Origin of the sequence: Streptomyces sp. ICN903, assembly GCF_022015835.1 — a bacterium.
GTDB lineage: Bacteria > Actinomycetota > Actinomycetes > Streptomycetales > Streptomycetaceae > Streptomyces > Streptomyces fenghuangensis.
Map to the genome: position 1 here is coordinate 1 of NZ_JAKMAY010000443.1, position 3,360 is coordinate 3,360.

Here is a 3,360-nt window from a genome sequence, read left to right on the forward strand (position 1 = left end):
CCCCAGAACCCCCGAGACCACCGGAGCACCATGGACGACGTGACACCGGCGGAGCGCACGGCCGAGCCCGCGGGGAAGGCCGAGAAGATCGTGCGCACCTGCCTGTACGAGGGCTACCTGCTCTGGCCGTACCGCAGATCCGCGCTGAAGAACACCAAACGCTGGACCTTCGGCGGGGTCTTCCCCCGCTCGTGCGCCGACGCCCTGGGCGAGGCGCACCGGATGCGCACCCAGGTGCTGCTCGAAACCGGCGGACGAGCGGCCGACCGCACCGAGGTGGCGGTGCGCGTACGGTTCCTGCACGTCGTCGACCGCGGTGTGGTCAGGCAGGGCCCGGACGGGCCCGAGGCCGTGGACGAGCTGACGGTGGACGGTGAGCGCCACCTCGCCTGGCAGGAGGCGACCGAGCGCGAGGTGTCCGTACCCGTGCGGCTGGACGCCGTCCTCGGCCGGACGGTGCGCGCCCCCGTCGCCGTGCCCGCAGGCAGCGACCGCGAACCGCTCCTGGAGTCCTCGGGCCGCACCGCCGGCGCCCTCGTCCGCCGGTGGAACGCGCTCAGCGGCACGGTCGAGGTCGGCGCCGAGCCCGTCGCGGACGGGGTGTTCCGGCTGACCGTGCGCGTCGAGAACACCACGCCGTGCCCGGCGCCCGACCCCGTGGACCGGGGCGCGCGGGAGGCGGCCTGCGCCTACGCCTTCGTCTCCACCCACACCGTGCTGCACAGCCGTACCGGGCGCTTCGTCTCGCTCCTGGACCCGCCCGGGCGGCTGCGGGAGGCGGTCTCGGCGTGCGAGAACCAGGGCACCTGGCCGGTCCTCGTGGACGACGACACCGACACCGGTGACGGCGCCGGCGGCGTGTACGGCGCGGGCGACGGGTCGTTCGCCCGTACCGTCCTCTCCTCCCCCGTCACCCTGTACGACTTCCCCGAGGTGGCCCCCGAGAGCCCCGGCGACCTGTTCGACGGCACGGAGATCGACCGGCTGCTGATCCTCGGCGTGATGAGCCTGACCGAGGAGGAGAAGCGGGAGGCGCGGGCCTGCGACCCCAGGGCCCGGGAGATCCTGGACCGCTGCGCGGGCCTGGGCCCCGAAGAACTGCTCGCCCTGCACGGCACCATCCGCGAGTTCCGGCCCGTGGAGGAGAAGGCGTGAGGGAGAAGACGGTGCTGGTCGGCGAAGTACGGCTGGGACGGGGCGGCCGGGTGCGGCTGCGCCCCTCCCCCGGTGCCGACATCCTCGACCTCGCCCTCACCGGGCGTACCGCCGAGATCGACGCGGTCGAGGAGGACATGGAGGGCCGCACCCACGTCGCGGTGGTCCTCGACGACGACCCGGCGGGGATCGACTTCGGCACCGCCGGGCAGATGGGACACCGCTTCTTCTTCTCCCCCGAGGAACTGGAACCGGCCGGGGAGCCCGGGGAGCCGACCGCGCCCGGCGCCCGGATCCTGGTGGCCGGGATCGGCAACGTCTTCCTCGCCGACGACGGGTTCGGCCCCGCGGTGGCCGAAGCGCTGCGCGGCCGGCCCCTGCCCGACGGCGTCCACGTCGCGGACTTCGGCATCCGCGGGATGGACCTGGCCTACCGGCTGCTGGAGGGGTACGGCACGGCCGTACTGGTCGACGCCGCGCCCCACGGGCAGCCGCCCGGCACGGTGTCGGTCATCGAGCCGGACGCCGCCGCCCTCGACGACGCCCACGCCGCGCCCGAGGTCCATGCCATGGACCCGGTCAGGACGCTGGCCCTGGCCCGGCGGCTCGCTGCCGACGGCGGCGCCCCACTGCCGCGTGTCCTGGTCGTCGGCTGCGAACCGCTGGTGCGCATGCGCGGTGACGAACCGGATGTCGCCGTCGGGCTCAGCGAACCCGTGCGGCGGGCGGTCGGCGAGGCCGTCGGCCTGGTGGAGTCCCTGGTGGGGGAACTGCTCGCGGGGAAGGAGGTGACCCGATGAGGAACGGTGTCTTCGTCCCCGCCGCCGTGGTGCGCGCCGCCGTGGGCGTCCTGCTGGCCGCCGCCGCGGCGACGGCGGTCGCGGGAGCGCCCTCCCTGGTGCGGTACATGCGGATCAGGGCGATGTGAGGGGCGCGGCGGACGCGCCGGATACGGCGGCGGCTTCCGCCCCGCCGCGGCGCCCCTGCCGACGGGGGACAATGGTGGCCTTCCAGGGCCCGGCAGTCGGTGCCCGCCCCTACGGCAGGAGAAGGTGCCCGTTGTCCCGCAGAACCTCCCCCGACAAGCGACAGCGGCCGCCCGCGGCCGGCCGGGAGCACGCGGGGCGGCGGCCCGCGCCGCACCGTGCTCCGGCTCCCGCCCCGGCACCCGCCTCCGATCCGGAGCTGCGGGCCGACTGCGCCTCCTGCTTCGCGCTGTGCTGCGTCGCGCTGCCCTTCGCCCCCTCGGCGGACTTCGCCGTCGGCAAGGACGCCGGGCAGCCGTGCGGGAACCTGCGGGCGGACTTCCGCTGCGGCATCCACTCCCGGCTGCGGCAGGAGGGCTTCTCCGGCTGCACCGTCTTCGAGTGCTTCGGCGCGGGCCAGAAGGTCTCCCAGGTCACCTTCGGCGGCCGGCACTGGCGCGAGGACCCCCGCACCGCCCGGCGGATGTTCGAGGTCTTCCCCGTCATGCGGCAGCTCCACGAGTTCCTGTGGTACCTGTCCGAGGCGCTGGAACTGCCGCCGGCCCGCCCGCTGCGCCGCGAGCTGCGCCGGACGCTGGACGAGGTCGGCCGCCTCACCCGCGTCGGCGCCGACGAGCTCGCGGCCCTGGACGTGGCAGAGGTCCGCCGCGGGGTCGACGAACTGCTGCTGCGCACCAGCGAGCTGGTGCGGGACGCCGTCCCCGGCCGCCACCGGAGCCGCCGAAACCACCGCCGGGCCGATCTGATGGGAGCCCGGCTCAAGGGCGCCGACCTGCGCGGGGCCGACCTGCGCGGGGCGTACCTCATCGCCGCCGACCTGCGGGACGCCGACCTGCGCGGAACGGACCTGATCGGTGCGGACCTGCGGGACGCCGACCTGCGGGGAGCCGATCTGACCGGCAGCGTCTTCCTCACCCAGCCGCAGGTCAACGCGGCCCGGGGAGACGCCCGGACCAGGCTGCCCCGGCGGCTGACCCGTCCCGCGCACTGGCGGTCCGCCGCGCGGGGCGGGAGCTGAGGGCCCCGCGCCCCCGGCCCGGCGGCCTCAGGCGAGCGGTTTGGCCATGACGTGCTCCCGGCGGCCGTCGGGCAGCTCGTCACCGACCGGGCCCGCGTCCTCGAAGCCGTGGCGGCGGTAGAGGGCCGCGGCGTGCGCGTTGCCCGGCATCACCGACAGCCGCAACTCCCCGGCCCCCGCTTTGCGGGCCCACTCCTCCAC

General features: G+C 75.7%; 5 protein-coding genes. 4 read left to right on the forward strand and 1 reads right to left on the reverse strand.

Going from position 1 to position 3,360, the window contains the following annotated elements:
* The 4 genes from L7D48_RS27405 to L7D48_RS27415 all read left to right on the forward strand — a co-directional run.
* The coding region (locus L7D48_RS27405) for a hypothetical protein (protein WP_237883572.1) at positions 1–1,155 on the forward strand (1,155 nt) is incomplete at its 5' end.
* Complete coding sequence (locus L7D48_RS27410; RefSeq protein ID WP_308312352.1) at positions 1,152–1,955, forward strand: hydrogenase maturation protease; 804 nt, start codon at positions 1,152–1,154, stop codon at positions 1,953–1,955. The genes L7D48_RS27405 and L7D48_RS27410, both read left to right, overlap by 4 nt.
* A complete protein-coding gene (locus tag L7D48_RS29240; RefSeq protein WP_256463324.1) occupies positions 1,952–2,083 on the forward strand; it encodes a hypothetical protein in 132 nt (43 codons plus the stop codon). The genes L7D48_RS27410 and L7D48_RS29240 overlap by 4 nt, the downstream gene beginning before the upstream one ends.
* A 131-nt stretch (positions 2,084–2,214) precedes the next feature.
* Positions 2,215–3,159 carry a pentapeptide repeat-containing protein gene (locus L7D48_RS27415; protein WP_374493986.1) on the forward strand — a complete coding sequence of 315 codons (945 nt, stop codon included), beginning with the start codon at positions 2,215–2,217 and terminating at the stop codon, positions 3,157–3,159.
* 27 nt (positions 3,160–3,186) lie between these two features.
* Here the strand turns inward: L7D48_RS27415 and L7D48_RS29630 are convergent, their stop codons facing one another.
* Positions 3,187–3,360 carry a GNAT family N-acetyltransferase gene (locus L7D48_RS29630; RefSeq protein WP_374493989.1) on the reverse strand — a complete coding sequence of 58 codons (174 nt, stop codon included), beginning with the start codon at positions 3,358–3,360 and terminating at the stop codon, positions 3,187–3,189.